Source organism: Aeromonas lusitana (assembly GCF_002812985.1).
Classification (GTDB): Bacteria; Pseudomonadota; Gammaproteobacteria; order Enterobacterales; family Aeromonadaceae; genus Aeromonas; species Aeromonas lusitana.
This window is the reverse complement of sequence record NZ_PGCP01000019.1, coordinates 75,467-101,519: the sequence shown is the minus strand read 5'-3', so window position 1 is coordinate 101,519 and position 26,053 is coordinate 75,467. Positions and strand designations below refer to the sequence as shown.

The 26,053-nt window shown below is 60.8% G+C and carries 31 protein-coding genes, 1 other RNA gene and 1 pseudogene; 25 read left to right on the top strand and 8 right to left on the bottom strand.

Annotation, left to right across the window (positions count from 1 at the left end):
- A pseudogene (locus CUC44_RS21320) lies at positions 1-173 on the bottom strand (M20 family metallopeptidase); the annotation flags it as partial.
- Positions 174-254: 81 nt separating this feature from the next.
- Positions 255-1,631, bottom strand: coding sequence for a C4-dicarboxylate transporter DcuC (dcuC, locus tag CUC44_RS13245; protein WP_100860401.1), 1,377 nt, complete (start codon positions 1,629-1,631; stop codon positions 255-257).
- Positions 1,632-1,916: 285 nt separating this feature from the next.
- Between dcuC and CUC44_RS13240 the strand changes: the two genes are divergently transcribed.
- The 7 genes from CUC44_RS13240 to CUC44_RS13210 all read left to right on the top strand — a co-directional run bounded on the left by CUC44_RS13240 (position 1,917) and on the right by CUC44_RS13210 (position 8,177).
- Positions 1,917-2,231 (top strand): hypothetical protein, encoded by a 315-nt coding sequence (locus CUC44_RS13240; protein ID WP_208621070.1) that lies wholly within the window; start codon positions 1,917-1,919, stop codon positions 2,229-2,231.
- Positions 2,232-2,442: 211 nt separating this feature from the next.
- Positions 2,443-2,793 carry an ArsC family reductase gene (locus CUC44_RS13235; protein WP_100860399.1) on the top strand — a complete coding sequence of 117 codons (351 nt, stop codon included), beginning with the start codon at positions 2,443-2,445 and terminating at the stop codon, positions 2,791-2,793.
- 22 nt (positions 2,794-2,815) lie between these two features.
- Positions 2,816-3,943, top strand: a complete 1,128-nt coding sequence (gene dapE, locus CUC44_RS13230) for a succinyl-diaminopimelate desuccinylase (protein WP_100860398.1) — start codon at positions 2,816-2,818, stop codon at positions 3,941-3,943.
- Positions 3,940-4,629: a M15 family metallopeptidase gene (locus tag CUC44_RS13225; RefSeq protein WP_100860397.1), complete on the top strand. Its 690-nt coding sequence runs from the start codon at positions 3,940-3,942 to the stop codon at positions 4,627-4,629. The genes dapE and CUC44_RS13225 overlap by 4 nt, the downstream gene beginning before the upstream one ends.
- Positions 4,630-4,729: 100 nt before the next feature.
- The gene (locus CUC44_RS13220) at positions 4,730-4,876 is read left to right on the top strand and encodes a hypothetical protein (protein WP_100860396.1); all 147 of its coding nucleotides are present in this window, start codon (positions 4,730-4,732) and stop codon (positions 4,874-4,876) included.
- A gap of 280 nt (positions 4,877-5,156) precedes the next feature.
- Positions 5,157-6,884 carry a potassium/proton antiporter gene (locus CUC44_RS13215; protein WP_100860395.1) on the top strand — a complete coding sequence of 576 codons (1,728 nt, stop codon included), beginning with the start codon at positions 5,157-5,159 and terminating at the stop codon, positions 6,882-6,884.
- A gap of 192 nt (positions 6,885-7,076) precedes the next feature.
- Positions 7,077-8,177, top strand: coding sequence for a beta-N-acetylglucosaminidase domain-containing protein (locus tag CUC44_RS13210; protein ID WP_100860394.1), 1,101 nt, complete (start codon positions 7,077-7,079; stop codon positions 8,175-8,177).
- A gap of 211 nt (positions 8,178-8,388) precedes the next feature.
- Here CUC44_RS13210 and CUC44_RS13205 read toward each other — a convergent pair whose 3' ends face one another.
- On the bottom strand, positions 8,389-9,021 hold the full coding sequence (locus CUC44_RS13205; protein ID WP_050719364.1) for a LysE family translocator: 633 nt from the start codon (positions 9,019-9,021) through the stop codon (positions 8,389-8,391).
- Positions 9,022-9,418: 397 nt separating this feature from the next.
- On the opposite strand from CUC44_RS13205, the gene CUC44_RS13200 reads away from it, so the two are divergent.
- Complete coding sequence (locus tag CUC44_RS13200; RefSeq protein ID WP_100860393.1) at positions 9,419-9,949, top strand: DUF1523 family protein; 531 nt, start codon at positions 9,419-9,421, stop codon at positions 9,947-9,949.
- 28 nt (positions 9,950-9,977) lie between these two features.
- On the top strand, positions 9,978-10,274 hold the full coding sequence (locus tag CUC44_RS13195) for a winged helix-turn-helix domain-containing protein (protein WP_100860392.1): 297 nt from the start codon (positions 9,978-9,980) through the stop codon (positions 10,272-10,274).
- A 93-nt stretch (positions 10,275-10,367) separates the two neighbouring features.
- On the opposite strand, the gene CUC44_RS13190 is transcribed toward CUC44_RS13195, so the two are convergent.
- Positions 10,368-10,838, bottom strand: a complete 471-nt coding sequence (locus CUC44_RS13190; protein WP_100860391.1) for a hypothetical protein — start codon at positions 10,836-10,838, stop codon at positions 10,368-10,370.
- Between the two features lie 18 nt (positions 10,839-10,856).
- Complete coding sequence (gene rihA / locus CUC44_RS13185; RefSeq protein WP_100860390.1) at positions 10,857-11,804, bottom strand: pyrimidine-specific ribonucleoside hydrolase RihA; 948 nt, start codon at positions 11,802-11,804, stop codon at positions 10,857-10,859.
- A 163-nt stretch (positions 11,805-11,967) separates the two neighbouring features.
- On the opposite strand from rihA, the gene CUC44_RS13180 reads away from it, so the two are divergent.
- A complete protein-coding gene (locus CUC44_RS13180; RefSeq protein ID WP_208621069.1) occupies positions 11,968-12,699 on the top strand; it encodes an RluA family pseudouridine synthase in 732 nt (243 codons plus the stop codon).
- Between the two features lie 327 nt (positions 12,700-13,026).
- On the opposite strand, the gene udp is transcribed toward CUC44_RS13180, so the two are convergent.
- A complete protein-coding gene (udp, locus tag CUC44_RS13175) occupies positions 13,027-13,782 on the bottom strand; it encodes a uridine phosphorylase (RefSeq protein WP_100860388.1) in 756 nt (251 codons plus the stop codon).
- Positions 13,783-14,174: 392 nt separating this feature from the next.
- On the opposite strand from udp, the gene yiaY reads away from it, so the two are divergent.
- From yiaY to CUC44_RS13160, 3 genes are all read left to right on the top strand, one after another.
- Positions 14,175-15,326, top strand: a complete 1,152-nt coding sequence (gene yiaY / locus CUC44_RS13170) for an L-threonine dehydrogenase (protein ID WP_100860387.1) — start codon at positions 14,175-14,177, stop codon at positions 15,324-15,326.
- Positions 15,327-15,459: 133 nt separating this feature from the next.
- Positions 15,460-15,798 carry an outer membrane protein assembly factor BamE gene (locus CUC44_RS13165; protein ID WP_100860386.1) on the top strand — a complete coding sequence of 113 codons (339 nt, stop codon included), beginning with the start codon at positions 15,460-15,462 and terminating at the stop codon, positions 15,796-15,798.
- A gap of 129 nt (positions 15,799-15,927) precedes the next feature.
- Positions 15,928-16,563: an NAD(P)H-binding protein gene (locus CUC44_RS13160; protein ID WP_100860385.1), complete on the top strand. Its 636-nt coding sequence runs from the start codon at positions 15,928-15,930 to the stop codon at positions 16,561-16,563.
- Between the two features lie 113 nt (positions 16,564-16,676).
- Here the strand turns inward: CUC44_RS13160 and CUC44_RS13155 are convergent, their stop codons facing one another.
- Together CUC44_RS13155 and CUC44_RS13150 are read right to left on the bottom strand one after the other, a co-directional pair.
- The gene (locus tag CUC44_RS13155) at positions 16,677-17,030 is read right to left on the bottom strand and encodes an RnfH family protein (protein WP_100860384.1); all 354 of its coding nucleotides are present in this window, start codon (positions 17,028-17,030) and stop codon (positions 16,677-16,679) included.
- Entirely contained in the window at positions 17,023-17,457 is a 435-nt protein-coding gene (locus CUC44_RS13150) for an SRPBCC family protein (protein WP_100860383.1), read from the bottom strand. Before CUC44_RS13150 ends, CUC44_RS13155 begins: the two co-directional genes overlap by 8 nt.
- A gap of 249 nt (positions 17,458-17,706) precedes the next feature.
- On the opposite strand from CUC44_RS13150, the gene smpB reads away from it, so the two are divergent.
- The 12 genes from smpB to CUC44_RS13100 all read left to right on the top strand — a co-directional run bounded on the left by smpB (position 17,707) and on the right by CUC44_RS13100 (position 25,883).
- Positions 17,707-18,195, top strand: a complete 489-nt coding sequence (smpB, locus tag CUC44_RS13145) for an SsrA-binding protein SmpB (RefSeq protein ID WP_100860382.1) — start codon at positions 17,707-17,709, stop codon at positions 18,193-18,195.
- Positions 18,196-18,300: 105 nt separating this feature from the next.
- Positions 18,301-18,660: a transfer-messenger RNA gene (gene ssrA / locus CUC44_RS13140) on the top strand.
- 177 nt (positions 18,661-18,837) lie between these two features.
- On the top strand, positions 18,838-20,088 hold the full coding sequence (locus CUC44_RS13135; protein ID WP_100860381.1) for an integrase domain-containing protein: 1,251 nt from the start codon (positions 18,838-18,840) through the stop codon (positions 20,086-20,088).
- A gap of 102 nt (positions 20,089-20,190) precedes the next feature.
- Positions 20,191-20,874 carry a hypothetical protein gene (locus tag CUC44_RS13130; RefSeq protein WP_100860380.1) on the top strand — a complete coding sequence of 228 codons (684 nt, stop codon included), beginning with the start codon at positions 20,191-20,193 and terminating at the stop codon, positions 20,872-20,874.
- A 171-nt stretch (positions 20,875-21,045) separates the two neighbouring features.
- The gene (locus CUC44_RS13125; RefSeq protein WP_100860379.1) at positions 21,046-21,267 is read left to right on the top strand and encodes a helix-turn-helix transcriptional regulator; all 222 of its coding nucleotides are present in this window, start codon (positions 21,046-21,048) and stop codon (positions 21,265-21,267) included.
- 9 nt (positions 21,268-21,276) lie between these two features.
- Positions 21,277-21,690, top strand: a complete 414-nt coding sequence (locus CUC44_RS13120) for a hypothetical protein (protein ID WP_100860378.1) — start codon at positions 21,277-21,279, stop codon at positions 21,688-21,690.
- 13 nt (positions 21,691-21,703) lie between these two features.
- Complete coding sequence (locus CUC44_RS13115) at positions 21,704-22,306, top strand: BRO-N domain-containing protein (RefSeq protein ID WP_100860377.1); 603 nt, start codon at positions 21,704-21,706, stop codon at positions 22,304-22,306.
- A 105-nt stretch (positions 22,307-22,411) separates the two neighbouring features.
- Positions 22,412-22,951, top strand: coding sequence for an ash family protein (locus CUC44_RS21400; protein ID WP_100860376.1), 540 nt, complete (start codon positions 22,412-22,414; stop codon positions 22,949-22,951).
- Entirely contained in the window at positions 22,948-23,106 is a 159-nt protein-coding gene (locus tag CUC44_RS21020; protein ID WP_157812789.1) for a hypothetical protein, read from the top strand. Before CUC44_RS21400 ends, CUC44_RS21020 begins: the two co-directional genes overlap by 4 nt.
- Entirely contained in the window at positions 23,103-23,270 is a 168-nt protein-coding gene (locus CUC44_RS21105) for a hypothetical protein (protein WP_167388898.1), read from the top strand. The genes CUC44_RS21020 and CUC44_RS21105 overlap by 4 nt, the downstream gene beginning before the upstream one ends.
- Entirely contained in the window at positions 23,254-23,610 is a 357-nt protein-coding gene (locus tag CUC44_RS13105) for a hypothetical protein (RefSeq protein ID WP_100860375.1), read from the top strand. Before CUC44_RS21105 ends, CUC44_RS13105 begins: the two co-directional genes overlap by 17 nt.
- On the top strand, positions 23,607-25,883 hold the full coding sequence (locus CUC44_RS13100; RefSeq protein WP_100860374.1) for a DUF927 domain-containing protein: 2,277 nt from the start codon (positions 23,607-23,609) through the stop codon (positions 25,881-25,883). The genes CUC44_RS13105 and CUC44_RS13100 overlap by 4 nt, the downstream gene beginning before the upstream one ends.
- The last annotated feature ends 170 nt before the right edge of the window (positions 25,884-26,053 follow it).

Sequence of the window (26,053 nt, the reverse complement as noted above, 5' to 3'; positions counted from 1 at the left end):
TCGGCGAACTGATGGCGCACCACCTGCCAGCCGATGGCCTGATACTTCTCGGTCATGATATCGGCCACCTTGGCCACCCCGGCCGGGGTGCGGGTGCCGCAATCGAGGTTGATCAGCGGCGCCAGGTTCGCCAGATAGTCGTCCAGGGAAAAATCGTTGCGTGAGTTTGTCATCATCGTCTCCATGGCAAGGCGGAACCCGCCATTCAATAGCCGAGTGAAAAGAGCGGACGGCCAGGGCCGTCCGCCAGCTGATTACATAAACAGCAGATAGTTGAGTGCCAGCGCGGTCAGCAGGGCACCCGCCATGGGCACGCTGGTGCGCTTCACCACCACGAAGGGAGAGACCTTGGCGATGCCGGCGCAGGCGATCAGCACGGCCGCGATGGGGGAGATGCTGCGCCCGATACTGGAGGCGAGTTGCATGGGCAGCAACATGGTCACCGCCGGCACCCCGAACTTGGCCGCCACCGCGGGAGCCAGGGTAGAGAAGCTCAGGAAGGCGGCGTTGCCAGAGCCCATGATGACCGCGGCCACCATGATGAGGCCCACCATCACCAGGGTCATCAGGCCGCTGCCGATGCCGGCGTTGCTGGCGGAATGGAGCAGGGTATCGATGGCGCCGATGGCCTTGAGGGACTCTGCAAACAGCTCGGCGCAGACGATGAGCGCCACCACAGGGCCGAACACCTTGCCCATGCCGTCGAGGAAGCTCGAGAGCCCCGCGAAGGAGGTGCGCACCGAACGGCTACGCAACAGCTCACACAGCATGCCGATAAACACCGACAGCAACATGGCCACCTCCACGCTCATCTTGATGTCTGCCACCAGGAGCTTGGAGAAGGTCATCATCAGCACGAAGGGGATGATGGGCAGCAGGGCATACCAGGTCGGCGCCTTCACCTCGTCGGTGCCCTGCTCGTCGAGCTCGGCGTGATCGCCTCTGTGCTGGGCCGGATCCCAGCCATCCTTGCGATCACAGTGCCGCTGCCAGAAGAAGTGCAGCACCATGGTCACCAGCAGCATGGGGGCCACCAGCCAGATCTGGTAATCCACGAAGTAGCTGGTCGGATCCATGCCGGACTGGCCGGCGGAGAAGATGGCGTTGGTCTGGGTCGGGCCAATCTCGAACGCCTGGGAGGTGGCGATGACGCCACAGGCGGAGGCCGGGCTGATGCCGAGGTTGCGCATCACAGGGTACATGGTGACCATCAGCAACAGGCCGAGGCCAGTGGCTGAGGTGACGAACAGGGAGACGAACACCGCAACCAGGTAGCAGATGGCCAGCATCAGGTAGCTGGACTGGATCCCCGCCACCGGTTTGACCGCCACCCGCACCAGGGCCTGGGAGGCGCCGATATGGGACATGTAGGTGGCAAAGCCCGCCACCGCCATGATGGTGAGGCCAAGCCCGGCCGCCCGGTAGGAGAAGATCCCCTTGAACACCTCGAACAGGTCGAACAGGGCAAACCCCGTGCTCTTGTCGGCGGGCAGTATGGGGTGCAGCCCGAGCCAGTAGGCCAGGGTGAACAGGCTCATCCCCGCCAGCGCCAGCACGGCCTGGGGGTTATAGTCCTTGACGATGCCGTAGACCACGGCCATCAGCACGAACAAGACGAATAAGAGTTCCAAAATGCGCTCCTGATAAGGTTATCGAGGTGCGAAATCTAGTGGTGAGGCCGGGCTTTCCTATTGATCCCTATCAATAAAGGTTGCTTGAACGCACATCAACAGCATTAAATTCCACTCAAATCACAAAAAACAGCCTTTAAAACCAGTTACTGCGTACTAAAATCCAGTTACGTAGCACCCAAGCCAACAACCTCAACTTTTTTTGCTTTGGATCAACATCCAGCGCGGTTGAACTGGCCAAGATGCCCATCGACACAGAGCGACCATTTCGCACCGGAGAGAGTTATGACAAACCTGGCCACCGTAGAGAGCACCAATTGCGACTACAAGCTGTGGGACATCCTCATCGAGTCTGCAAAGGAGCGCACCACCATTCGTTACTCCAAGCTGGCCAAACAGGCCGGGCTGGAGGGCAGCCAGGACGAGCTGCGCACCCTGCTGCAGCGCATCCGCATGTATTGCACCGAGCACGAGCTGCCGACCCTCTCCGCCATAGTCGTGGACGACGTGGGCAAGTACGCCGGCCTCTCCTCCAGCCTCCCCAACGCTCCCTGGGAGCGTGCCCGGGTATTCGACTACCAGTGGCCCCTCTCGCCATAAGCCGATAAATCGAGCAGACATGCTACAAAACGCGCCTCCTGGCGCGTTTTGTGTTTCAGGCTTGACGCAAGGCAGTGGGAGCCACTACAGAAAAACGCCGGCGGCGGGGCGTCGCCGTTGCCATCGCGGGATCGGAATGCCAGAATCGGGGCTTCGCGTGATCTCACGCCTTTGCATTGAGGGCCACTGGCCCCGCGATTTAAGGATCCCCATGGCCACCACCCTCTATGGCATCAAGAACTGCGACACCATCAATAAGGCCCGCAAGTGGCTGGACGAGGCCGGCGTCCCGTACCGTTTTCACGATCACAGGGCCGATGGCCTGGCGCCTGCCGAGCTGGATCTGTGGCTCGAGCGCCTCGGCTGGGAAGCCCTGCTCAATACCCGTGGCACCACCTTCCGTGCCCTGCCGGACGAGGCAAAACAGGGGCTCGACAACGACAAGGCCCGCGCCCTGCTGCTGGCCCAACCGGCCATGATCAAGCGCCCGCTGCTGGACAAGGACGGCGAGCTGCATCTCGGCTTCAAGGCCGACCACTATCAATCCCTCTTCTCTCGTTAAACTCTTCGCTTAAGGAACGCCGATGTCGGATGTCATCGCACTGGCCAAGGATCTGATCCGCCGCCCCTCAGTTACTCCCCTGGATGAGGGGTGCCAGACCCTGATGGCGGCGCGCCTCGAGCGCCTGGGCTTCGTCATCGAACCCATGGTGTTTGAAGACACCACCAACCTGTGGGCCCGCCGTGGCACCGAAGGGCCCCTGTTCTGCTTCGCCGGTCACACCGACGTGGTGCCGGCCGGACCGCTCGACAAGTGGCACACGCCGCCGTTCGAGCCGACCATCCAGGATGGCGTGCTGTACGGCCGCGGCGCCGCCGACATGAAGGGCTCCCTCGCCGCCATGGTGGTGGCTGCCGAGCGCTTCGTGACCGCCAACCCTGATCATTCCGGATCGATTGCCTTCCTCATCACCTCCGATGAAGAGGGTCCCTTCATCAACGGCACAGTCCGGGTGATAGAGACCCTGGAGGCGAGAGACGAGAAGATCCGCTGGTGCATCGTCGGCGAGCCCTCCTCCACCAACGAGGTGGGTGACGTGGTCAAAAACGGCCGCCGCGGCTCCATCACAGGGGATCTGCTGGTGCGCGGGGTGCAGGGCCACGTGGCCTACCCCCATCTGGCGGACAACCCCATCCACAGTGCGGCCCCCGCCCTGACCGAGCTGGCCGCCACCGTCTGGGATGAGGGCAACGCCTACTTCCCCCCCACCAGCTTCCAGATTGCCAATATCCAGGCCGGCACCGGCGCCTCCAACGTCATCCCCGGCGAGTTGCACGTCCAGTTCAACTTCCGCTTCAGCACAGAGCTTACCGACGCCGTCATTCGCGAGCGGGTCGAGGCCCTGCTGACCCGTCACGGGCTAGACTTTGAACTGAAATGGACCCTCTCCGGCCAGCCCTTCCTGACCGACACAGGCGCCCTGCTGGACGCGGCCGTGGCCGCCATCGAGAGCGTCAACGGCCAGCGCCCGGCCCTGCTTACCACGGGCGGCACCTCGGATGGGCGCTTCATCGCCCCCACCGGCGCCGAAGTCATCGAGCTGGGCCCGGTCAACGCCACCATCCACAAGGTGAACGAGTGCGTGAAGGCCGAGGACCTGGATCTCCTGGCCGACATGTACCAAGGGGTGCTGGAGCGGCTGCTGCCATGACCCAGGATCAACTGCTGGGGCAAGATGACAGCCACCTCATCCTGCTGGGGCGCGGCCCCCATCGCCTGACCGTCGCCACCGCGGCAGCCTTCAACGATATGCAGGTGGCCGCCGCCTACGAGGGTCACAACCTGCAACCCGCCTCCAGCTGGCGCGGCTTCGATCGCCAGCTCGCCATCTGGAATGGCAAGTGGCGCGGCGAGCGGCCATTGCTGGACGCCAGGGGCCAGCCGCTGGATGCGCTGCAACTCGACGAGACAGAGCGGCTGCACGCCATCCTGCGCTGGAGCGCCCTGCCCGGCACCAGTCGCCACCACTGGGGCACGGATCTGGACATCTATGATCCGGACTGTTTGCCCGCCGCCACCAAGCTGGCGCTGGAGCCCTGGGAGTACGAGGAGGGAGGCTGGTTTGGCGAGCTGAGCGCCTGGCTCGGGGATCACATGAACGACTTCGGCTTCTTCCTGCCCTATGCCCAGCTCAGTGGCGCAGGTTGCGGGGTCGCCTATGAGCCCTGGCACTTGAGCTTCCGGCTGGAGTCCGAAGAGCAGAGACTGGATCCAGATGCGCTGGCGCTTTGCCTGCAGCAGGCGGATATTGAAGGCAAGGAGACCATACTGGCCCAGCTGGACGATATCCTGGCCCGTTATGTCATCCCCTGTCTTCGCGAGAAGAATCACCCGTGAAGACGGGGTATATTGAAGACAGATTGACCATGCTGACCCGGCTCGACGAGCGCCTGGTCAGTGATGACGTCATCCCCTGTCTCAGCGAGAGGAGAAATTCATGAGTCTGTGGTTATGGATAGGCCTGCCGCTACTGTTCCTGCTCGGTCTGTTTCTCAATGCCATCAAGGACATGAAACGACTCGAGAAGCAGCTGCCCAAATACAAGGACAAGATCCGGAAAGTCAAAGACGACGAAGACGACTGACCGACCCCGCGGGGGCGCCACTGGCGCCCCCGCTTGCTTTTTCGCCCCCTGCTCGCCGCCAGCGCCCCACATCCGATCCCTTCCCCAACCGGCCCTGTTCCTTGGCGCCGATTGTCACTCGCCCTCTGGGTTTTACCCACTGCACACCGATCGCCTTCCTTGCGTAAAAACAGCACTGAAAATGTAAAAAACTGCAAATCAATGCACAATTAAGCCACACAAGGGGGCACAAACTGCATATAATGTGCCTGCTTTGCCGGTCGCTATAAGGAGTTCGCCATTGGATGCCACCACCATCAACAGTTTTTTCTTTATCGGTGCCTTGTTGGTGGGATGCAGTGTCCTGTTAAGTGCGCTCTCTTCCCGTGTCGGTATCCCCATCCTGGTCATCTTTCTCGCCGTCGGCATGCTGGCCGGTGAGGATGGCCCCGGCGGTATCCACTTCGCCGACTACTCGGTCGCCTACCTGGTGGGCAACCTGGCGCTCGCCATCATCTTGCTCGATGGCGGCATGCGCACCCGGGTCTCCTCGTTTCGCGTCGCGCTCTGGCCCGCGCTCTCCCTTGCCACGGTCGGGGTGGCGATCACCACGGGTCTGACCGGCCTCGCCGCCGCCTGGCTGTTTGATCTCAACCTGATGCAGGGCATGCTTATCGGCGCCATCGTCGGCTCCACCGATGCGGCGGCCGTGTTCTCCCTGCTCGGCGGGCGCAGCCTGAACGAGCGGGTCAGCGCGACCCTGGAGATAGAGTCCGGCAGCAATGATCCCATGGCGGTGTTTCTCACCGTCACCCTGATCGAGGTGCTGGCCACCCAGCAGCAGGGGCTGGACTGGACCTTCCTGCTGCTACAACTCGGCAAACAATTTGGCCTCGGGGCCGGCATAGGCCTCGCCGGCGGCTGGCTGCTGTGGCGCCTGATCAACACAGCCCGTCTGGCTCCCGGTCTCTACCCCCTTCTCACCGTGAGCGGCGGTCTGCTTATCTTCGCGCTCACCACGGCGCTCGGCGGCAGCGGCATCCTCGCCATCTACCTCACCGGCCTGCTGCTCGGCAACCTCTCCCTGCGCAGCCGCAGCACCACCCTGTCTGTGCTCGATGGCCTGACCTGGCTCAGCCAGATCGGCATGTTCCTGGTGCTGGGGCTGCTCGCCACCCCGAGCAACCTGCTGCCCATCGCGGTGCCGGCCCTGGCCCTGGCGATGTGGATGATACTGTTCGCCCGCCCCATCTCGGTCTGGATTGGCCTGCTGCCCTTTAAAAACTTCGCCCCCCGGGAGCGCTGGTTCATCTCCTGGGTGGGGCTGCGCGGCGCCGTGCCGATCATCTTGGCGGTCTTCCCCATGATGGCGGGGCTGCCCAACGCCCAGCTCTACTTCAACGTCGCCTTCTTCGTGGTGCTGGTCTCCCTCATCTTGCAGGGCAGCTCCTTGCCGCTCGCCTCGCGCCTGGCGCGGGTCGAGGTGCCGGCGCCCCCCTCGCCCATCAACCGCTCGGGGCTCGAGATCGATCTCGACAGCCAGTGGGAGACCTTCGTCTATCGCCTGAGCGATGAGAAGTGGTGCATCGGCTCCCCCCTGCGCGAGCTGCGCATGCCGGAAGGCACCCGCATCTGCGCCCTGTTTCGGGGCCAGGAGCTGCTGCACCCCTCGGGCAGTACCCGGTTGCAGTCCGATGACATCCTCTGCGTCATCGGTCACGAGCGCGATCTCCCCGCCCTCGGCCAGCTGTTCAGCCAGGCCCCCGAGCAGGATCTGGGCCCGCGCTTCTTCGGCGACTTCCTGCTGGAGGCAGCCGCCAAGCTGGTTGATCTCGCCCCCCTGTACGGGCTGGATGTGAGCGAGGTGGCAGATCAGAGCCTCGGCGACTTTATCGCCGGTCAGTTGGGCGATAATCTGGTGGTCGGCGACCACTTCGCCTGGCAGGGCCTGCTCTGGACAGTGGCGGAGATGGAAGAGGGTGAGCCCCGCAAGATAGGGGTGCGCTTCCTGGAGGAAGACCCGGTTTAACACGCTCGCCTGACTCAGTGGCGATGACGTCCGACGCAGGTTTACGACTTGCGAGACGTCAGCAAACGAGTCAGATTGAGAGTAGAGAGCGGCATTTTTTCATACCAAGGCCGCCATCAGGCAGCATATGCATCCAACCTGTCGCCTTGTAGCAAGACAACAGGCAGGTATTCAGTAAATAGGGAGTAGATTATGCCTTACCAAACACTGTTGTCTGGTCTGTATCCTCCCTCTCCCAAGCTGGGTCTCATCGAGGGGTTCTTCGGCAAGGGCTGGAGTTGGGAGGCCCGCGCCCGCTACGCCCAGTGGCTGCCCCGCCACGGCTACGGCTTCTACATCTATGCCCCCAAGGAAGATGGCTATCTGCGCAAGCACTGGGCCCAGCCATGGCCCGCGCAGCAACTCGACGATCTGCGCCGCCTCGCCCAGCAGTGCCGGGACAACGGCCTCGCCTTCGGGGTGGGCCTGAGCCCCATGGGCGCCCATCACGACTACACACACAAGCGTGCGGCCCTGCTGGAGAAGGTGCGGCTCATCGACGAGGCGCTGCAACCGGACATTCTGGCGGTGCTGTTCGATGACATGAAGGGGGACACCCCGGATCTCGCCCACTGGCAGCTCACCATAGCCCACGACATCGCCGCCCACAGCCAGGCCAGCCGGCTGCTGTTCTGCCCCAGCTACTACTCCACGGATCCGGTGCTGGAGAAGGTGTTTGGCGCCATGCCGCCTCACTATCTGCAGGATCTGGGGCAAGGGCTGGACAAGCGCTTTGACATCTTCTGGACCGGCCCCAAGGTCTGCTCAAGCGAGTACCCGGCGGCACACCTCAAGCAGGCCGCCGACTGGCTGCACCGCAAGCCCTTCCTGTGGGACAACTACCCGGTCAACGACGGCAGCAAGGCCAGCAGCTTCCTGCACCTGCGCGCCTTCGAGAACCGCACCGAGCTCGGCGACCTGGTGGCGGGCCACGCGGTCAACCCCATGAAGCAGGCGGCGCTCTCCGTGCTGCCGCTGGCCACCCTGCCGGTGAGCTACAAGCTCGGCAAGCAGTACGATCCGGACAAGGCGCTGCACGCCTCCCTCAACGCCACCTGCGGCCCGCAGATCTCCGCCATGATCCAGGCCGACCTGCCCCTGTTCCAGGACATAGGCCTGGCCCAGCTCACCCAGGAGCAGCAGGCTCATCTCAAGGCCCGCTACCTACCGTTCCAGGATCAGGTCTGCGTGAACGAGATACTTCGCTGGCTGGCGGGAGAATATGTGTTCGATCCGGACTGCCTGACCGACTAGCCAAGTCACCACCCGCCCACGAAAAAGGCCACCTATTGCAGGTGGCCTTTTTGCATGGTGATGGCTATCAGAACCTGTTCACGACCTGTCACTAGAGGCTGTCAGCAAGGTGAAGATCAGCGCAGGAACCGGAGTGTGTATAGACACACGAGGATTCCGAGCAGCATATGAGCCTTGATCACGGCCTCGCAGTAAGATCGTGAACAGCTTCTCAGCCGAAGGCCAGCCAGACGCCCACAAACAGCATCAGGGAGCCGGCGATGCGGTTCATCAGGGTGACGTTGCCGCTCTTGGCGAGGAAGTGGCGCAGGGTGCGACCGCCGCTCGCGTAGAGCAGCAGGCAGCTGAATTCGATGACCAGGATAAGCGTCACCAGAGCACCTATCTGCGGCGCCATCGGCTTGGCCGCATTGATGAAGGGGGGCAGCAGGGAGACCATGAAGGCCCAGCCCTTGGGGTTGGCGATGGCGGTGACAAAGCCCTGCAGCGCCAGCCCGAGCGGCTTGGTCTGCTGGCCGGCGGAGAGATCCGCCGGTATGGCCATCTTGCCCTTGGCCTGCCACATCTGGATGCCGAGCCAGACCAGATAGGCGCCCCCCACGTATTTGAAGGCCGAGAACAGCGCCGGGTAGTTGAGCATGACGGCCGCCACCCCCACCACGGAGAGCACGGACACCAGGCCGACCCCGATGAGTTCCCCCCACATCATGTGCAGGGTGCGGCGCACCCCCAGGCTCATGCCGAGGGTCATGGCCAGGGTCATGCACATGCCGGGGGTGACGGAGACAAAGAAGAACGTGGGAATAAACAGCGCCAGAATAGCAGGATCAATCCAGTGGGACACACTACACCTCCATGGTAACAAGCCTTCAATCTTGCCCATCCGCCACTTTTCACACAAGAAAAAACCGGTTCAGCCAGCCGATTTGCGCCATCAGAGCCCGGCCAATCCCCTGCTTGGTCAAACAATCGGCGATCGCCCGCTCACGCCGCCATCTGCGCAGAAGCTGACGCAGCCGGTGGGATGACCACCATCAAAAGGGGTCATCGACAGGGGCAAGCGGCTGGTCATCACGGGGGGCGCATGCGTGCCCATCTGCGGGTCAAGCCAGCCAGCCCGGTACGATAGCCGACCGCGTTTTAAACGGCTTTTTGAACATTAGGCGCCATTAGGGGCTGGGCTCTATTGGCAAATATGGGTATTGTAGAGGCACGTCACTTCCCCTCACCTAGAGAACACCATGAGCCTGAAGTTCAAGAAACCCGCCTTTATCATGCTGGGCCTCATCGCCCTGCTCTCCGCGCTCTGGCTCGACTACTACCTGCCGGAGCACACCATCGCCACCATCACAGGGGTCGAGGTGAAGCGCACCGACAAGGATGGCCCCATCAGCCAGAAGAACCCGGCTGACGGCCCCACAGTGGATGTCTATTACATCTACACCGAGCGTCCCGGCGAGAAGATCCGGGTGTTTCGCAACGAAGATACCCTGTGGGGCTGGCCCTTCTACTTCAAGTTCAACGCCGCCGACGTGCAGGCCAAGGCCAAGTCCATGGAGTTCGAGAAACGCCTGGCCATCATCACCTCCTACGGCTGGCGCGTGAACATGTTCTCCCTGTTCCCGAACGTCACCAAGATTGAGACCGCCCAGCCCGATACTTCCACCTGGAGCTTCTTCCGCTGGTTCTGGTTCGGCCTCTGGGCCCTGGTGATGGGCAAGGCCACCATAGCGACCTGGCGCTACTTCGACCGTCTGGAAGATGAGATATGAGTCAGTCGCACACCCTCGGGGGTCAGTCATGAGTGAGCCGAGCAAGACCAGATCGAGCTTCTACCGTCGCCTGTACGTGGCCCACCTGATCAAGACGGGCACGGACACTGTCCCCGCCATCATGGCGGCGACCGGCATGCCGAGGCGCACCGCCCAGGACACCCTGGCGGCCCTGGCCGAGCTCGATATCCTCTGCTCCTTCGAGCAGACGGAAGGGGCGCGCCACCTGCAGGGGCACTATCGCATCAGCGACTGGGGGCCCATCAACCCGGATTGGATCGCCGCCAATCTGCCCGTCATCAAGGGAACCCTCGGTTATCCCTGATGATTGGATGATTGGACGCAGGACTAGCCATTCAGAGATGAAAAGAGAGGGGAGCCATGGCTCCCCTCTCTATTTCCTGTTTGGCACTGCGCCCTATTCCGGGAACGGCTCCTCCGGCAGGGGTTCATCGGATTCCCCCTTGGTGCAGTCGATGATGGAGCGCTTGGGGTTGTTGGGATCGCGCAGCAGCAAGGGCGCCTCTCCCCGATTGTGCTTCTCCTCATCGCTAAACTCGCTGCCATAGGCGTTGTGGGTCAACCGGCGCGCGTTGGCGATGGGAGTATCGACAAACAGGGCGTGCACCTCGAAGGTCGAGGTCGGGATGAGAAAACCCGTGATGGGCAGGCCATGCAGCTCCTGGTGGGTCTTGTACCAGGCGAAGCCATCGGTCGTCTTGTCCGGGGTGAAGCTCTTGAGCAGCGGATAGACGGGCGCCCCCGTCTCGCTGTCGAGACGGATGTCGTCGAGCTCGCAGGTCGCCAACCCCTGCCACATAGTTTCAAACGGGCTGGCACAGGCCGTCAGTTGCGCACAAACCAGCAGTGCCAGCGTCTTCTTTACCATTCCCCGTCCCTTCTCCATTCACCCTTGTTCCTGGCCAAAGGCCTGCAGACGCTGCACCAGCAGGTCGATGAAGCCCTCTCTGTCCAGCCCGAGCAAGACATGGGCGTTGGCGGCATGCCCGGTCAGGCCATAGCGGTCCACCACCGTCATTCCCACAGTATGGGTGCCCTGCGTCTCGATGCCGACCCAGCAATCTACCCCATTAAACAGCCCAGGCGCCAGCAGCCAGGCGATGGTGCAGGGATCGTGCAGAGGCGCACCGAGGAAACCCCACTTGGGATCGCGATGGTAGATCATGAAGAAATCGAGCAGCTCGGCGACGCACCTGGCCACAGGGTTCGGGATGGCGCGCACCCGTTCGATATCCTCGTCCATCACCTGGGCCTGGTGAGTCACATCCAGCCCGCACATGGTGATGGGAAGACCGGATTTGAACACCATATCGGCCGCTTGCGGATCCACATAAATATTGAACTCCGCCGCCGGGGTCCAGTTGCCCGCCCCGGCGGCGCCCCCCATCAGCACGATGCGCGCTATCTTGGGGTACAGCTCCGGGTGGGCGGCCAGCAGCAGGGCGATATTGGTAAGCGGCCCGGTCGGCACCAGGGTCACGGGCTCCGGGCTCTCGCGCAGGGTCCTGGCCATCAGCTCCAGCGCCGTCATGGCCTGGGGAGCGAAGCCGGGATCCGGCAGCCTTGGGCCATCGAGCCCGGACTCCCCGTGCACGTTGTCGGCGATGATGAGCTCGCGAGCCAGGGGCTTGGGGGCCCCCGCCGCCACCGGGATGTCGTGGCGTCCGAGCAGGGTGAGGATGCGCAGGGCGTTGTTGAGGGTCTTGTCCGGCGTCTGGTTGCCCGCGCTGGTGGTGACCGCCAGTACCTTCAGCTCCGGGCTCGCCAGCGCCAGTATGAGGGCGATGGCATCATCGTGGCCGGGATCGCAATCGAGAATAACGGGCAACGTCATGAACAGATTCCTTACGACTCAACAGGGAGCCATACCTTAGCAAGGGAGGGGAAGATTAACTCAGGGGGGAGTCACAAAACCGCCTCCGCCTGATGAATCAAGCACTTGCCAGCGAGTGCGCCGAACCGCGAGTGCCGGCTCGCCCCGGGCTCCGGCTTCTTGTATGATCCCCTGCCATTTCCAGCGCCAAAGCCCTATGTCCGTCATCGTCGATACCTTTATCGCCCCCCCTTGCCATGCCGACATCGAGGTCCTGTTCGAGGACGAGCACCTGCTGCTCATCAACAAGCCGAGTGGCCTGCTCAGCCTCTCCGGCAAGCACCCGCAAAACCTCGATTCGGTGCACTATCGGCTGGTGCAGGCGTACCCCGGCTGTACCCTGATCCACCGCCTCGACTTTGGTACCTCCGGCCTCATGGTGATCGCCAGAAACAAGGCCATCAACGCCCTCCTGTGCCAGCAGTTCAGCCAGCGCACCGTGACCAAGGCCTACGAGGCCCTGCTCTGCGGCCATCTGGCCGAAGATGAGGGACTGATCGATGCCCCCATCGCCAAGGATCCGGCCCTGTTTCCGTTGATGAAGATCTGCGCCGCCAGCGGCAAACCCGCCCGCTCCCGCTATCGAGTGCAAGAGCGCTTCCTGCGCCAGAGTGACAGCGGCGAGTCGCTGCCCCTGACCCGGGTGCGACTCATCCCCGAGACGGGCCGCACTCATCAGCTGCGCATCCACTGCCAGTTGCTGGGCCACCCCATCCTCGGCTGCGATCTCTATGGCGGCCTGCTGCCACCGGGCACCGAACGAACGCCCAGGCTGATGCTGCACGCCTGCGCCCTGGACTTTGTGCACCCAGTGAGCGGCGAGCCCGTGGTAGCGAGGTGTGCTAGCCCCTTCTGATGGCTCAAAAGGGGTGACGGCCGGGAACAGCAGACAGGCTTGTTCCACCCGATAAGCGGCGATCCTATGACGGCGAGCTGTACGAACTTCTTCTCATTGGATTCAGAAGAGATGAGGACAGGTAACAGCAACTGGACCTCTCCATCCGGCGAACCTGTAACAGCGAGATATGTCTGTCAGCTCGGATACGGCAGAAGAAATAAAGAATGGATGGCAGAAGGCAGGACGAACGACAGGTATTTTTCACAAACGGCAGATAAAGATAGGGGCCGCGCTTTCGCAACGGCCCCCACCCCCCACTCGGAGCTCTTGTGACAAGAGCCGCGATTAGATCAGCTTGCGGGCGGCACCCAGCACGATCTTGATCGCATCAGATTCGGTTTTTGCCATGGTGGCCGCACTCGGGATCTCTTGCTGGGTGCGGTTGACTATGATGCCCGCCACCATACCGGCACGCAGACCCTGGCTGGCGCACATGGTCAACAGGGTGGCAGACTCCATCTCGAAGTTCAGCACGCCCATGGATTGCCACTCCTTCATGGAGCCCTGGAAGCGATTTACCACGCGGCCAGAATAGGTGTCGTAACGCTCCTGACCCGGGTAGAAGGTGTCGGAGGAGGCGGTGACGCCCACGTGCAGCTTGGAGCCCAGCTCCTTGGCGGTCTCGACCAGTGCGGTGGTGCACTCGAAATCGGCAACGGCCGGGAATTCCATCGGCGCGAAGTGCAGGCTGGCACCGTCGAGGCGCACGGAACCGGTAGTGACGATGACATCGCCCACGTTCAGGTGCGGCTGGATGGCACCTGTGGTGCCGATGCGCAGGAAGGTACGGATACCCAGCTGAGCCAGCTCTTCCACCGCGATGGAGGTAGAGGGGCCGCCGATACCGGTGGAGCAGACGATGACGGCGGTGCCGCCCATCTCGCCACGCCAGGTAGTGAACTCACGATGACTGGCCAGGTGTACTGGGTTGTCCAACAGTTCTGCGATGCGCTTGACGCGCTCGGGGTCACCGGGAACGATCGCCAGGGTGGCGCCTTGCAGATCAGCTTTCTTCAAACCCAAGTGAAAAACATCAGACATAGTGGACTCCTGGTTGCGCCCCGCCAGCGAATGGCAGCGTGCAGTTAAGATGGTTCTTTATGTAATTTTCAAGCCTGTTTTCCCCTCATTCGGGAAGGCGCAACTATGGTCGAAAGCGCTTTCCAAATCCTTGAGGCAACTCACACTTTCACGCATTGACAGTGACGAATTCGTTGCAAAACGTTTTCTAACTTGATGAATTTCTTGAAAAACGTTTTTCCATTACTCCCCTGTTCCCGGCCCTTGTCAAGCCTTCGCTGGCCTCCGTCAACAAGAGCGCGATCGAGTCCACAAAGTTGTAAAACAGATACCATCGAACCCTGCCTGGTGGCGACGACGCTGCTATCTTGGCCGCCAAACTACTACTAAATGGCTAAGTTACGGAGTTCATCATGGCAACATTCAAGTTCTATATTCCCGCCGTCAACCTGATGGGGGCAGGCTGCCTGCAAGAGGCCGCCGTCGATATCCAGGGCCATGGTTATCGCAAGGCACTGATCGTCACCGATCGCGTCCTCAACCAGATAGGCGTGGTGGCCCGGGTCGCCAAGCTCTTGGCGGAGCACGGCATCGAGAGCCAGGTATTTGATGAGACCAAGCCCAACCCCACCATGACCAACGTGGAGGCGGGTCTGGCTATGCTCAAGGCACACGGCTGTGACTGCGTGATTTCGCTCGGCGGCGGCTCCCCCCACGACTGCGCCAAGGGCATCGCCCTGGTGGCCACCAACGGGGGCAGCATCAAGGATTATGAAGGGGTGGATCGCTCTCCCAAGCCACAGCTGCCACTGATTGCCATCAACACCACCGCCGGCACCGCCTCCGAGATGACCCGGTTTTGCATCATCACAGACGAGGCCCGTCACGTGAAGATGGCCATCGTCGACAAGCACGTCACTCCCCTGATGTCGGTCAACGACCCCGAGCTGATGCTGGCCAAGCCCGCCGGCCTCACCGCCGCCACCGGCATGGATGCCCTGACCCACGCCATCGAGGCCTATGTCTCCACCGCCGCCACCCCGGTCACCGATGCCAGCGCCATCATGGCCATCGGGCTCATCGCCAAGCACCTGCGTACTGCGGTGGCACAGGGGGATGATCTCCATGCCCGCGAGCAGATGGCCTATGCCCAGTTCCTGGCCGGCATGGCGTTCAACAACGCGAGCCTTGGCTATGTGCACGCCATGGCGCACCAACTCGGCGGCTTCTACGACCTGCCCCACGGTGTCTGCAATGCGGTGCTGCTGCCCCACGTACAGGCCTACAACGCCCAGGTGAGCGCCGCTCGCCTCAAGGACGTGGCCCATCACATGGGGGTGGACGTGAGCGCCATGAGCGACGCAGAGGGCGCCGCCGCGGCCATCCGGGCCATCCAGCAGCTGGCGCGGGATGTGAAGATCCCGGCCGGTCTGGAGCAACTCGGGGTCAAGGCCGATGACTTCGACGTGCTGGCGACCAATGCGCTCAACGACGCCTGCGGTTTTACCAACCCGAAACAGGCGAGCCACGCCGAGATAGTCGATATCTTCCGCGCCGCCATGTGAGTCGACGTCCTGTGCCAGGGGCCGCCATGCGGCCCTTTTTATTGGCCGGTGGATCAATGACTTTTTACTTCCGCACAGGGAGTGGGTATGATTTGCCGAGCTAAAAAGACTGTATGGATGATCTGAACTCGATATGCGGATGAAACACCTGATTGCCGCGGCCCTGACCGCCCTCACCCTGTCCGGTTGCAGCCTGGTCTATCGTATCGATATTCCCCAGGGTAACTATGTGGAACAAAAACAGGTCGACAAGCTGCGTCAGGGCATGACCCACGAGCAGGTCGTGTACGTGCTGGGCTCGCCCATGCTGCGGGACGGTTTCGACCCCAATACCTGGTACTACCTCTACGAGTTCACGCCGGGCCGTGGTGACAAGGAGCGCAAGGAGCTGACCCTGAACTTCGTCGGCGACCGCCTCTCCACCGCCACCGGTGACTTCCCGCTCCCGGCGGCCTTCACCACCCCGCTCTGATCTCCCACAAAACCGGCCAAGGCCGGTTTTGTTTTATGCACTATGGCGACCGATGCGTCATCGAGGGGCAAGAGCCCGCCTGCGGCACCATGCTAAGAGACACGTATCAGTCCCACACCGGAGAGAGTCATGAGCCAAGTTCTGATCGCCGGGGCCACCGGCCTCATCGGCCGGGAGCTCGTTCGCCAGCTCGGAGCTGCCCATGAGCTGACCCTGCTCTGTCGCAAGCCGGGGGAACCTGCCCCGAACCGCCACTGGTTGCCGGTGGATTTTGATAGGCTGGAGAACACTGAGCTGCCCGCCCCCGTCGACCTTGCCTTCTGCTGCCTCGGCTCCACCCGCAAGGACGCAGGCTCGGATACCGCGTTTCGCCGGGTTGATCACGACTATGTGCTGGCCTTCGCCGCCCTCGCCCGCCGTCACGGTTGCCGTCGCCTCATCGTCGTCTCGAGCCTGGGCGCCAACCCGAGTTCCCCCGCCCTCTACCCCCGCACCAAGGGGGAGATGGAGCAGGCCCTGCTGGCCCAGGAGTGGCAGCGGCTCGCCATAGTGCGCCCCGCCATGCTGCTCGGGGATCGCCAGCCGCCGCGCGCCTCCGAGCAGTTCTTCCAGGCCATCTACCCGTTGATAAAGCCCCTGCTGCGCGGGCGCTTCAGACGCTGGCGCGCCATCGAGGCACGTCAGGTCGCCCATGCCATGGCGGTGCTCGCCGAGCAGCAGAGCGGTGTCGAGACGGTGGAAAACGAGCAGCTGCTTGCGCTGTAGAGACGAGCTGACACGGCGACAACCTGCCGCCCATCCATATACAGCAGCATAAAACAACAAAGAGGCGCCATGGCGCCTCTCGTTTATGCTGCAGAAATGCGCTTAATCAAGCCCTATTCGGCATCGTCCCGCTTGCGATGCACGTCGGGCCGCCCGCCGGTCACCACGTCGGCACGCCCCTCTTCCTTGGCTTTCTCGGCCCGCTTCTTGCGCATCTCTTTGGGATCGGCGATCAGGGGGCGGTAGATCTCGATGCGATCCCCGTCCTGCACCGCCTCGCCACCCTTGACCGGGCGGCTGTAGATGCCGAACTTGTTGACCGCGAGATCGATCTCCGGGTGCTTGCCGAGGATGCCGGACTGCTCGATGGCGGTCAGCACGCTGGTGCCCGGCGCCACCCGGATGCGCAGCACGGTTTGCCGCTCGGGCAGGGCATAGGCCACTTCGATATTGAGCAGATCAGACACCGTACACCACCTTGGCGCGATTGGAGAAGGCCAGCACCATGGAGCCCACCAGCTCGCGGAAGATCTGGCCAAAGGCGAGCTCGATGAGCTTGGAGGTGAATTCGAAGTCGAGATCGAACTCCACCTTGCAGGCATCCACGTCCAGCGGGGTGAAGGTCCACCAGCCCGCCAGCGTCTTGAAGGGCCCCTCCACCAGCTCCATCTTGATGGCGCGGTTGGCATCGAGCCGGTTGCGAGTGGTGAAGGTCTTGGCGATGCCCGCCTTGGCCACGTCCACCGAGGCGGTCATGTAATCCTCGCCGGTCTCATGGACGCGGCTACCGACGCAACCGGGCAAGAATTCGGGATAAGCGTGAACGTCGTTGACCAGCCGGAACATCTGTTCGGCGCTGAACATCACCAGGGCACTGCGAGTAATACGGGGCATGGGTTTTCCTCTTCCAATCCGCCCGATTTTATCACCTTGTCAGCCAAAATCACCGCCGAAACGGCACGCAAAGCCATCGGCCGACCAATCGCTCACTTTATCGCCACCCCTCCCCTCACAGAAATCCCCTTGCCAGCCAAAATCAGGCCCCAACTGCTCATAAAGCCATCACTCGCACGGTTGCGCGTTTTACAGCCGCCGCCACCCACGTATAATGCGCCTTCATCAACATCGCCGAAGGCCCCCGTCATGAGCAAAAAGAACAGTAAAAACAAAGCCGGGTCCAGCACCATTGCACTCAACAGAACCGCCCGCCACGAGTACTTCATCGAAGAGCGCGTGGAAGCCGGTCTGTCCCTGCAAGGGTGGGAAGTCAAATCCCTGCGGGCGGGCAAGGCCAACATCAGCGAAGCCTACGTCATCTTCCTGCAGGGAGAGGCATTCCTGTTCGGCTCCACCTTCCTGCCGTTGAACGCCGCCTCCAGCCACGTGGTGTGTGACCCGACCCGCACCCGCAAACTGCTGCTGAGCCGCCGCGAGCTCGACAAGCTGGAAAGCCTGACCGCGCGCCAGGGCTACACCATCGTGCCGCTCTCCCTGTACTGGAAAGAGTGCTGGGTCAAGGTCGAGATTGGCCTGGTCAAGGGCAAGAAAGAACACGACAAGCGGGAAGACACCAAGGCCCGCGAATGGGATCGGGAAAAAGCCCGCATCATGAAGAACAAGAACCGCGGTTGATCCCGGGTCGCCCAATAAACCAGCAATCGACCGGCCCAGGCCGGTCGATTGCCATCAACGCCTTGCCATGACAGGTTTTTTGCGTACAATCACTTTTGACAACTTGGGGCTGATTCTGGATTCGACAAGATTCACGAAACCCAAGGTGCATGCCGAGGTGCGGTAGGCCTCGTTAATAAACCGCAAAAAAATAGTCGCAAACGACGAAAACTACGCACTCGCAGCTTAATAACCTGCGCTGAGCCCTTCTCCCCTAGCTTGCCTGTGTCCTAGGGAAATGGAAGGTCATCCTTCACAGGATCGTGTGGAAGTCCTGCTCGGGGCGGAAGCATTAAAACCAATCGAGCTAGTCAATGCGTGGCGTGTCTCTCCGCAGCGTGTTGGCGAATGTAAAGAGTGACTAAGCATGTAGTACCAAGGATGTAGTAATTTTGGACGGGGGTTCAAATCCCCCCAGCTCCACCAAACAATGTTCCGGCCGGGAACGAAGAAGTACAGAAACCCGCACAGCGTAAGGCTTTGCGGGTTTTTTGTTGTCCGCAGTAGTCCGAGCGAGTCGCCTAAATCCAGCCATAAGAGTAACATCTACGGTCACATTGGTTTTGTAACACCGGTTTTGGTGTTACTGCTGGGGGATGTGCCGTGAGTAAAGACAAGCTGACCGACTCAAAGCTGAGAACCGCTAAGCCTGAAGCCAAGGAATACAGCCTGGGTGACGGTGACGGACTTTACCTAAGGGTTAAGCCGAATGGTGCGAGGCTCTGGGTGTTCAACTACTACAGGCCGAGCGACAAGAAGCGCGCCAATATCAGTTTTGGCCCCTACCCTGATGTGACTCTTGCCGCAGCTCGAGAGCGGCGTCGAGAGTCTCGTGCCCTATTGGCTCAAGCCATTGACCCCAAACGTCATAAAGAAGAGCAGCTCGCCATCGTCCAGGCTCAGCAAGAGGCCTGCGCCAATACGTTCGAGAGAATGGCTGCCAAGTGGCTGGATCTGAAACGGCACGACGTGAGCGAAGCCTATGCCGCCGATTCGTGGCGCTCCCTTGAGCTGTATTTGCTGCCTTTCATCGGCTCTATGCCTATCGATCAGATACGCGCCCCCCTGGTGATCGAACTACTGCGCCCTATTGAGGCTGATGGCAAGCTGGAGACAGTGCGCCGGCTGTGTCAGCGGATAAACGAGATCCTCGACTACACCGTTAACCACGGCCTGCTTGATGCCAACCCCTGCTCCGCCATTCGCAAAGTGTTCAAGAAGCCTGCCAAGAAGCATATGCCTACGCTCAAGCCAGAGGAGTTACCACTGCTGATGTCCGACATTGCCAACGGTAGGCTAGACCACACTACCCGCTGTCAGATTGAATGGAGCCTGCACACCCTGGTTCGCCCTGGTGAGTCGGCTGGCACCCGCTGGGATGAGATAGACATGGAGGCCAAGGTTTGGAACATCCCCGCTGACCGGATGAAGATGGAGCGCCCCCACCGGGTTCCGCTGACTCCACAAGCGTTGGCCCTGCTGGAGCGGGTGAAGCCGATCAGCGGCCACCGCCCCTTCGTGTTCCCCGGCTACCGTGATCCGCTCGGCCACATCAACGACCAGAGCGCGAATGCGGCCCTTAAGCGGCTGGGCTACGGCGGACGACTGGTGGCCCACGGATTGCGCTCGCTCGGCAGTACCACCCTCAACGAACAAGGGTTCAATCCTGACGCCATTGAAGCGGCGCTGTCTCACGCCGACGATAACGAGATCCGCCGCGCCTATAACCGCAGCGACTACTACGAGCAGCGGGTGATCATGATGAGCTGGTGGAGCAACCACATAGAGCAGGCCAGCCAGGGGAACCTTTCTCTGGCTAGCGGCTTTAAAGCATTGAAGGTGGTGGGAGAATAACCCCAGCCTAACGACTTGCCGGGTCTATCTCGACGGAGAGAAAAGCGGAGAACCTTGCCCGCCTGACCCGACAACAATTCAAGGAGCGTGAGAAGGTGACGCATGGAATACAAGGCTGCTTTTACTCAATACGCGGTTCAGAAAGAGTTTACGCTTCAAACCGCAGCCCATCTGTTGTGCGGGTTGCTGCCTAGCAGTCCCCTAGACTCCGAAGAATTCTGTTCCATCCAGACTGTCGTTTTCGCTCTTTGTGAATCGATTGAGAGCGGCCACTTATTTGCGAGTGGTTTCAAATCTCCAAAAAATGGATGGTGGGAGGCTGACGGCGTGGTAAGTAATACTGATCTCAGCCAATGGGCAAAAGTCAGAAACTTCTGTTGGCCGCCAGTCGGTGGGGAGTCTGATAACCAATGGCTTGTAACGCGCCTTGCTTTTGTGAGCCCAAGAGAACAGATGTATACACCCCAGGAGTCGAACTATTTGAAAAGTCAGAAGGATGTAGATCTAGCCAAACATGCCGAAGAACTATCAAAACGACTGCTGCGAGCTGAAGTAGAAATCACCGCACTCAAGGTAAAGGCCCCTGCCTTTCGTCACATGACCCCATTACTTGAGCTCGTGGCCGAAGTGCAAGAACGGTATTGGGGAGAAAACTGGGATCGAGATGACCCCGACACAACAACCAAGCAGAGTGACATCATCGAGTGGGTAAAATCCGATCCACGCAGTAGCTCTTCTTCCAAGAGGGCCGAAATGGTGGCGGTAGTCGCAAAGCCAATCACCTGAACTCTAAGGGCTCTAACCAAACAACCCTTAGGGTATCCAGCCCAGTATTGGCGAGGGGGTTGGAAACCCTGAGGGTTGCCAAACTGCATCCCCTGAGCCCTCAGGGTATTGCCCTAAGGGCTAGCTGCCGTGTTTCCATTGCCCCGTCAACAACGACCGAGGCAAACCAATATGGAACAACATTTTTCCTCCTCAACCCCCGCACTGCGCTTTATTCGAGTGCGGGAGGCGATCAAGAAAACCGGCCTGAGCAAGTCCAGTATTTACGACCTGATGGCCCAGGGCCAATTCCCACAAACCATACGTCTGGGTGGGCGCTCAGTGGCATTCGTCGAGGCAGAAGTTGATGCCTGGATGGCGGAGCGTATCGCAGCTCGCAACGTGGCAGCATAGGGGGTGGGTATGCAAAAAGAAAAAGGCCGCACCGCGAACGGCACGACCCAGCTTGAGCAGGGTCAGCATATCACCAAGTATGAATTGGTCGCCACCCACCTGCTGGAGCAGGGAGCCCTGGGCGTCAGCGCCTTGTCTGGACTAGCTGGGCTCCATGACCTCAACTTGCGCAACAGTATTGGCCTGCTCCGTCGAAACCACGGGATAGCCATCACCGATGCGTTTTTCGAGCACCAGCACAGTTGTGGCGGAACCACTCGCTTCAAGCGTTATTGGCTAGCCGACCATGAGCAAGCCCATAAGCTGGTGGCCTTGATCAACCACTGGCGGCACCAGCGCCAGGCTGCCTCACAGGCAGATGACTACGCCGCCACTCTGTGCGCTCGCACGCCGGCAGCCATCCCCTTCCCTCCCGCAGCTTAACGGAGTCCTAAATATGACTATCGAAAAAAGCAGATTAACTTCTGAGGCCGCCCCTCAGCCAGTTGCCAGCCAAGGGGTTAATTTCACAGCCCTCGAAGGCGATATGTCCGTCATCAAGTTTGAAGGCGTGAAGGTGCGCATTGTGAATATCAACGGTGAGCCGTGGTTTGTAGCCAAGGACGTATGTCAGGCGCTTGAAATAGCCGATCACAAAGTTGCCATGCGCCGTCTTGATGGTGATGAAAAGGGGGGGTGTTTAATACCCTCCCTTGGCGGCAAACAAACAATGCGCACCGTATGCGAGTCAGGTTTCTACAAGCTGATTGCCCGCAGTCGCAAGGCCAGCACACCCGGCACACTGCCCCACCGGTTCAGTAACTGGGTATTCCGTGAGGTGATCCCCTCTATCCGTAAAACCGGTGCCTATGGTGTTCCATTCTCCGCCCTGAACGATTACAGCCGCCGGCAAGCCCAGTACACCAAGGAGGCGAGCAAGAGAGGGTATGCCCTGCAGTCTTGCAAGGATGAGAAAGCACGGTTGAAAGCTGAAGAGACTGAGCTTTGGCGTAAATATCAGCCTGAACTCTTGGGGATGAGCCATGACCAGAAACATTAATGGTCTCACTGCCCAAGGCAAAACTTTGAGCTCCCCCACTTCGGGGAGCGCAAAAGCATGTATCTCCAGCATGCTGGCGGCACACTCTGAACGGGAGGGCCGGGCATGATTTACCTTCCTCTCTTGTCCCACAACGTCCAACGGAGTACGATTCTTCTCGCAACGGCAAAATCCGCTGCCGAGATTGGCGTCTCGATATTCAGACAGGAGCCGACCCACGCTCTCGCGTGGTTTTTTGTCGGTACTCGATCCTCATTTCTTGGGGCGCTGCTAGCCTATCTGGTTGGCGGTGCCTGCCGTGTTATGGCGGTTCGGGCGAGGGCCTCGAAAGGGGCGCTGGGTTCCTTTCTGACCAGTTACGCCAACCTCGTCCGGGCTGCCACCAGTTGGAGATTGGCGTCTTCCTGTGGCAGAGACAATCTGACCAGAAAGGAGGCTGCCATCATGGCTACTGTCCCCACCCCTGCTTTACCCAAAATCTTCACCTTCCTGATCCAGCGCCAACGCGCCTGTCGTCTGGCAGAGCCTCGGCGTATCCGCACTATCTCTGTCATCGCCAATACCGAGCACCAAGCCCGCGCTAACCTGCCTGGCTTGTCTCTGGTGTTTATGTCCCGCACCCCGAGCATGGGGGTGGCCGCATGAACCAATCCACCCCATCCCGCCTAGAGGCACTGCTCGAGCAGTTTGCCGACGTCCTGGAACAAACCGACCTATGCCTCCAAGAGCGGGCGCAGTTCAGCGCTTTGCTCGATGCCCTGCGCATTGAGGTTGGGCTCTGCCAGGAGGTGCTGGCATGAGTAATCGACGGATCAACATCCTGAATGGCCGCATGTGGCGCGAGCTATCACGTAATCCCCTGCGCCCCGCGGTACTGCGGGAACTCTTCAAGCGGGTGACCAAGGCCCAGAAACAGCCAAGTGAGCGCAACGCAACAGGGGGTTGCCATGACCGAGATAAATAAGCTGGTGGATCAGTTGGCCCAGGCCTATCTGGCCGCCCGGGGCAATGTGTTTACTCACCTGGGGATCCAGCTTCCCCTTGCTGCTGAGTCACTGACGATGGCCATTCATAACAACATCGTGGGCGCTCACCTCGAAAACGCCGGGGCGCAGCAGGGGCAGGCCGATGCCTTACTCATGCTGCGGCACATGGTGGTGAACGGGACTTTGACCACGCTGGGGGCTTTGGTAGTGGATCAGATGTACTGCGCATTCTGCGCCGATGTTCACCAGATGCTCGAAGAGGGAAAGGACCCCGTGGTTGAACTGGCGAACGAGAGCAAGCGGAGGGCAATGCAATGACAGCGGTATATCAAGGAGCTTCAGGCTCCGGTCATCAAAACAGCCCACCATCCCGGGCCGGTACCTTCCTCAAGTTTGCGGACCTGGATGATCTACAGGTTGTTGTGATCCACACCGGTGAGCAAGCCAGCAAGGATGCCGGCATCAGAGCCACCCTGCAGCGTGCCCACAACGAGGCGGTGGCCACCGACAACCCGATTGACCCAGGGGTGGAGCCAGAGCAGGCGCTGTATGTGGGGCCAGCTCAGTTGGATGAAGGCGCCAGGCTCTACAAAATGGCCGATCGGGATGCCACCAAACGAGTCATCGTTCACCAGTTCGGCAACCTGGCCCCCGAGAAGGCCAAGCGGCTGATCGTGGCTCTGCGCAAGCAAGCCCCTAAGGCCGAGCTCTACCGCGGTAACCCGGACCTGAATGCCGAGCCCTGGCAGTTGGTGGATGTGGTGGCCTTCGAGCAGGCACTGGCGGTAGACACTCCATCGGACGAGGTGCCCTGGTCAGACAATATGGCTCCGCTCCATCTGGTGAAAGGCAACCCAGAGGAAGGGCCAGAGCTGCCAGCAGGGTTTGAGGTGCGGGGCTCGCGTCTGTGTGCCCTGACGACGGTTGGCCGGGGTGAGGATGCCAGGCAAGAGTGGATCCCCATCGCCAGCCCCGTCCATGTACTTGCTGAGACCGCTGACGAGCAGGGCCGCGGCTACGGCCGCTTGTTGGAATGGCGCGACAGTGCCGGGCGGACGCGCCAATGGGCCATGCCGGTGCGCGCCCTGGTCCCACGCAACGGTGAAGAAGTGTTTGCCGCGCTGCTGGATGCGGGGTTGCCCTTCATCGAGCTAAGTCATAAGCGCAGGCTGTCGGCCTACCTGATGAGCTGCCAGCCCAAGCGGCGGATCACCTGTGTCGAGCGCACGGGGTGGCATGGGCATGCCTATGTGCTGCCCGGTGGGTCCATTGGGCCAGATGCTGAGGGGGTCATCCTGCAGACCGCCGGCTACACCGCCAGCGACTTTACCGAGCGCGGTACCCTGGCCGGCTGGCAACAGGGGGTTGCAGGGCTGGCTGTGGGCAACTCCCGCCTCTGCTTTGCGCTGTCACTCGCCTTCGCGGCTCCCTTGCTCTCCTTGGTAGGCATGGAGGGCGGTGGCTTCCACCTCAAGGGCGAGAGTACCGACGGCAAAACCACGGTGATGAAAGCAGCTGCCAGTGTCTATGGGTACCCGGATCGGTATTCCCAAACCTGGCGGGCCACCGGTAACGCCATCGAGGGGATTGCCAGCCGGCGCAATGATGCCCTCCTCTGCTTGGATGAATTGGGTGAGCTGGACGGCCGGGAAGCAGGACAGACCGCCTACATGCTGGCTAACGGCCAAGGCAAGGGCCGCAGCAAGCAGGATGGCGAGCTGAGAGAGCGCAAAGCCTGGCGGTTGCTGTTCCTCTCCACAGGTGAGTTGAGCCTCGAGGACCATGCCGCCAGTGCCGGGAAGAGTACCCAGGCCGGGATGGAGGTGCGGACAATCCAGATCCCCAGCGATACCGGGCACCATGGCGCCTTTGAGTGGCTGCATGGCATGGATGGAGGCCGCAGCTTTGCCGATGCCCTGAAAGCCAACTCAGAAGAACATCACGGCACCGCCTTTCGCACCTATGCCCAAGCCCTGACCCAATCAATGGATGAGCACAGTGAGCGGCTGAAGGCCGATATTAAGCAGTTGGCAGCAGAACTAACCCCCGAGGGTGCGGGTAATCAGGTAGGCCGAGCCATCAACCGGTTTGCGCTGGTGGCCGCAGCCGGGGAACTGGCCACTCGATTGGGGGTGACCGGCTGGCCAGAGGGGGAAGCCATCAGGGCGGTGAGGGTCTGCCTCAAGGCATGGCTGGCAGAGCGGGGGCATCTGGGTAACAAGGAAGATATAGCGACCTTACGTCAGATCCGCCAGTTCTTCACGGCTCATCAGTACACGCGTTTTGCTGATTGGGACGATCCCAACCACCGGGCTGCGAATATGGTCGGTTATCGCCGTAACCCCAAGGTGAATAGTGAAGCAGGTGTGACTTTTTATGTGCTACCGGAAGGGTGGCGTGAAATCACTGTTGGCCGTGATTACAAAAAGGCAGCATTGCTGGCAGTGGAAATCGGCTGGATAGGTAGTAGTGATAGGGGAAAGACACAGAAAACGGTGAAGATACCCTGCGTAGGGAGGGCTATTAAGGTCTATGTCCTATCAGACACTGTGCTTGCTGATGAAGCTACTGAGCCAGGAGGCACGGAATAACAGTACATAACCAAATGACTACCGATTTAGAGAATGGGGCTGCTGAATGCGTCCCTCTTTTTTGGTTAAGCCTCGCGCGCATCAAGAGAAAGTAGGGGTAACCGAGGTAACTGAGGTAACCGTCTCTGTAAGGTGCGCCATTACTGGGTTGATTGGTTACCTCTGAGTAG

Excerpts from the sequence above, each read along its gene's own strand:
- CUC44_RS13180 (WP_208621069.1), top strand. The coding sequence starts at position 11,968 with ATGATCCCCTGCCATTTCCAGCGCCAAAGCCCTATGTCCGTCATCGTC.
- CUC44_RS13100 (WP_100860374.1), top strand. The coding sequence starts at position 23,607 with ATGACAGCGGTATATCAAGGAGCTTCAGGCTCCGGTCATCAAAACAGC.
- yiaY (WP_100860387.1), top strand. The coding sequence starts at position 14,175 with ATGGCAACATTCAAGTTCTATATTCCCGCCGTCAACCTGATGGGGGCA.
- CUC44_RS13195 (WP_100860392.1), top strand. The coding sequence starts at position 9,978 with ATGAGTGAGCCGAGCAAGACCAGATCGAGCTTCTACCGTCGCCTGTAC.
- CUC44_RS13105 (WP_100860375.1), top strand. The coding sequence starts at position 23,254 with ATGACCGAGATAAATAAGCTGGTGGATCAGTTGGCCCAGGCCTATCTG.
- CUC44_RS13190 (WP_100860391.1), bottom strand. The coding sequence starts at position 10,838 with ATGGTAAAGAAGACGCTGGCACTGCTGGTTTGTGCGCAACTGACGGCC.
- CUC44_RS13130 (WP_100860380.1), top strand. The coding sequence starts at position 20,191 with ATGGAATACAAGGCTGCTTTTACTCAATACGCGGTTCAGAAAGAGTTT.
- CUC44_RS21105 (WP_167388898.1), top strand. The coding sequence starts at position 23,103 with ATGAGTAATCGACGGATCAACATCCTGAATGGCCGCATGTGGCGCGAG.
- CUC44_RS13120 (WP_100860378.1), top strand. The coding sequence starts at position 21,277 with ATGCAAAAAGAAAAAGGCCGCACCGCGAACGGCACGACCCAGCTTGAG.
- CUC44_RS13150 (WP_100860383.1), bottom strand. The coding sequence starts at position 17,457 with ATGCCCCGTATTACTCGCAGTGCCCTGGTGATGTTCAGCGCCGAACAG.
- CUC44_RS13165 (WP_100860386.1), top strand. The coding sequence starts at position 15,460 with ATGCGGATGAAACACCTGATTGCCGCGGCCCTGACCGCCCTCACCCTG.
- CUC44_RS21400 (WP_100860376.1), top strand. The coding sequence starts at position 22,412 with ATGATTTACCTTCCTCTCTTGTCCCACAACGTCCAACGGAGTACGATT.
- CUC44_RS13210 (WP_100860394.1), top strand. The coding sequence starts at position 7,077 with ATGCCTTACCAAACACTGTTGTCTGGTCTGTATCCTCCCTCTCCCAAG.
- CUC44_RS13235 (WP_100860399.1), top strand. The coding sequence starts at position 2,443 with ATGGCCACCACCCTCTATGGCATCAAGAACTGCGACACCATCAATAAG.
- dapE (WP_100860398.1), top strand. The coding sequence starts at position 2,816 with ATGTCGGATGTCATCGCACTGGCCAAGGATCTGATCCGCCGCCCCTCA.
- CUC44_RS13200 (WP_100860393.1), top strand. The coding sequence starts at position 9,419 with ATGAGCCTGAAGTTCAAGAAACCCGCCTTTATCATGCTGGGCCTCATC.
- CUC44_RS13225 (WP_100860397.1), top strand. The coding sequence starts at position 3,940 with ATGACCCAGGATCAACTGCTGGGGCAAGATGACAGCCACCTCATCCTG.
- rihA (WP_100860390.1), bottom strand. The coding sequence starts at position 11,804 with ATGACGTTGCCCGTTATTCTCGATTGCGATCCCGGCCACGATGATGCC.
- CUC44_RS21020 (WP_157812789.1), top strand. The coding sequence starts at position 22,948 with ATGAACCAATCCACCCCATCCCGCCTAGAGGCACTGCTCGAGCAGTTT.
- CUC44_RS13220 (WP_100860396.1), top strand. The coding sequence starts at position 4,730 with ATGAGTCTGTGGTTATGGATAGGCCTGCCGCTACTGTTCCTGCTCGGT.
- smpB (WP_100860382.1), top strand. The coding sequence starts at position 17,707 with ATGAGCAAAAAGAACAGTAAAAACAAAGCCGGGTCCAGCACCATTGCA.
- CUC44_RS13125 (WP_100860379.1), top strand. The coding sequence starts at position 21,046 with ATGGAACAACATTTTTCCTCCTCAACCCCCGCACTGCGCTTTATTCGA.
- CUC44_RS13240 (WP_208621070.1), top strand. The coding sequence starts at position 1,917 with ATGACAAACCTGGCCACCGTAGAGAGCACCAATTGCGACTACAAGCTG.
- CUC44_RS13115 (WP_100860377.1), top strand. The coding sequence starts at position 21,704 with ATGACTATCGAAAAAAGCAGATTAACTTCTGAGGCCGCCCCTCAGCCA.
- udp (WP_100860388.1), bottom strand. The coding sequence starts at position 13,782 with ATGTCTGATGTTTTTCACTTGGGTTTGAAGAAAGCTGATCTGCAAGGC.
- CUC44_RS13160 (WP_100860385.1), top strand. The coding sequence starts at position 15,928 with ATGAGCCAAGTTCTGATCGCCGGGGCCACCGGCCTCATCGGCCGGGAG.